Annotated in this window: 1 protein-coding gene; it reads left to right on the top strand. The window is 37.4% G+C overall.

The window, feature by feature from the left end; translation table 11 throughout:
- The first annotated feature begins 111 nt into the window (after positions 1 to 111).
- Complete coding sequence (locus HHA41_RS12980) at positions 112 to 1,080, top strand: IS30 family transposase (protein WP_249451941.1); 969 nt, start codon at positions 112 to 114, stop codon at positions 1,078 to 1,080.
- Positions 1,081 to 1,087 lie beyond the last annotated feature (7 nt).

Raw genomic sequence — 1,087 nt, 5'->3', positions numbered from 1 at the left:
GGCAGAGTAAAACTTGAAGTGCGACATAAACCACCTAATTAATTTAAAGGGTTTATGGAGTATATAAAATTGTCATACCATCATCTTAACTTTGAAGATCGTACTGCATTAATGCTTGAGTCAAGAAAAGAAGGCTTTTCAGCCAGAAAATTTGCTGAACTCATTAAAAGACATCCTAGTACGATCTATCGTGAGCTTAAAAGAAATAGCATCAATGACGTTTATCAAGCTCGATATGCTTCTGATAACACCTTTGCTAGACGTAGACGTGGTCACAGAAAACTCAAAATCGATTCAATCCTCTGGAAATTTATTGTTGAAGCGATCCGTTGTTTATGGTCTCCTCAGCAAATAGCAAAGCGTTTAAAGACATTTCCTGATTTGGATCAAACAATGAATGTAAGCCATACAACGATTTATTCAACGATACGAGCATTACCAAAGGGTGAGTTGAAAAAAGACTTATTATCCTGTCTGCGTCATGAAAATAAAAAGCGAAAAGCTAACGGTGAACCTAAAAAAGATTCTATATTACAGGATATTAAAACTATTCATGAGCGCCCAGCCGAAGTTCAAGAAAGAAAAATACCGGGTCATTGGGAAGCTGATTTAATTAAAGGTAAAGACAATAAAAGTTCGATAGCAACACTTATTGAACGAAATACACGGCTCTGTATCTTGGCAACATTACCTGATGCAAAGGCAGAATCAGTGCGCAAGGCTTTAACTGAAGCTCTGAAATATTTACCTGCAGAACTGCGTAAAACGTTGACCTATGACCGTGGACGCGAGCTGGCAGAACATAAAATACTTGAAGAAGATTTAGGCATAGATGTATATTTCTGTGACCCACACTCACCCTGGCAAAAAGGCACATGCGAAAATATGAATGGTTTAATTAGGCAATATTTACCTAAAGGGATTGATTTAAATCAGGCAGATCAGCATTATTTAAATCAAGTGGCCATGTCACTGAATACTCGTCCTAGAAAAGCGTTAGATTGGCTTACACCATTAGAGAAATTTGCTCAGCTTGTTGATTATCATAAGACTTTTCAAACTGTCGCACCTCATGTTTGAATTCGCC

Origin of the sequence: Acinetobacter sp. A1 (genome assembly GCF_012371315.1) — a bacterium.
Taxonomy (GTDB): Bacteria; Pseudomonadota; Gammaproteobacteria; order Pseudomonadales; family Moraxellaceae; genus Acinetobacter.
This window is presented reverse-complemented; position numbering and strand designations above follow the sequence as displayed.

Bases quoted from the DNA above. Each gene is read 5' to 3' on its own strand.
- HHA41_RS12980 (WP_249451941.1), top strand. From the start codon at position 112: ATGCTTGAGTCAAGAAAAGAAGGCTTTTCAGCCAGAAAATTTGCTGAA.